Genomic DNA, 1,325 nt, shown 5'->3' on the forward strand with positions numbered 1-1,325 from the left:
TGCTGGTTAGAAGCCAACTTAGGATTAATATAAACAGTTTTTTATTTCTTTTGCAATGTGGCGAGCAAATTGCATCAAGTTTTTATAGATAACTCTCCTTTTGCTATTGATCTGGATTGTATCTGCTTTTCTATCGGCGTCTTTCTAAAACTTGTGCAGATTATGGACTTCATGATCATCAATTGAAATAACGATCATCTCATCATCACGCAGAAGCGTTTTGACAATTAGAAAACGATAGTGGTGCTCAATGGATTTACCGTTATACCATTCATGGACGACGCCGTGAAATGGGCTTAGGGGCTTTAAGACATGTCTCTTAAAACAAGCCCGTGAACATGCATCGTGGGTGGCGTTCTGTTTTACATGAGGGGGGGGAGTACCCATGGTTTGGACCATTACCTGCTTATAAAAAACTATTGGGTCTTCGAAATCATCTGTAAAAACTACTCTATCCTCTAGACCCTTATGTTCTTCAAAAAATACTTAAAAATTACAATGAAAGCTTAAGAAAAAACATTGCCTAAAACATTTGATAATCTGCAAAAATCATTAAAAAATAAGAAAAATAACTCTGATAATAGATCTATCGATAAAGACACTTTCTCTCTCGTACACTAAAATGAAAAACAATAGGAGAAAGTGAGCGTTTCCCAATGAATAATGAATATGTAAATGCCCATTGCAAAACATGCCTTGTCTTCACTCTTCTCTCAAAAAGAGAGACCACTGCTTAGAAAAAATAGATCAAGAGCAATGAAATGGCGTTGCCCTTTCAAGGCGCCGGTCTTGTTCTCAATACAGAAATCAATAACAATATAAAAAAAATCCTAAAAATCCAGATCAGGGCTCATCGAGACTTTGTCCACAAAAGCTCTCAAATCCTTCGTGTTGCTTCCTAATAATTCAGCATCATTGGCAAATGCTTGAGGCTTTATGCCTTTCTATCTGCATGCGGAATATTTTCCCCGTGCGTTTTGAAAGTACAGTATACCGCTTGCTATGGTGCTTATCTCCTTCCATTTGGGCCAATACGCGATCACCCATTACTGGTTCGGCTCGAATGGCTAAGGGTGCTGTGGTAAAGTTGGGTGCCCCTCAAAATTGTGTTGACATCTTCATATCGGCCAAAAAAATAAGCCTTAAGATTTTCATCTCAAAGAACAGAGTTAGAAGAATGTACAGTTTGGTATGTATCATACGGATTTTTTTTGAAATTTTTATCCATAACGTTGAATTCAATAATACGGCATATCATTTTTCCTCTTTGAATTTTTAATTATAAATCGTGCTCTTTATGATCAATCCGGGTCCATATTGAAATA

This window comes from Bartonella rattaustraliani AUST/NH4, from assembly GCF_000312565.1.
Classification (GTDB): domain Bacteria; phylum Pseudomonadota; class Alphaproteobacteria; order Rhizobiales; family Rhizobiaceae; genus Bartonella; species Bartonella rattaustraliani.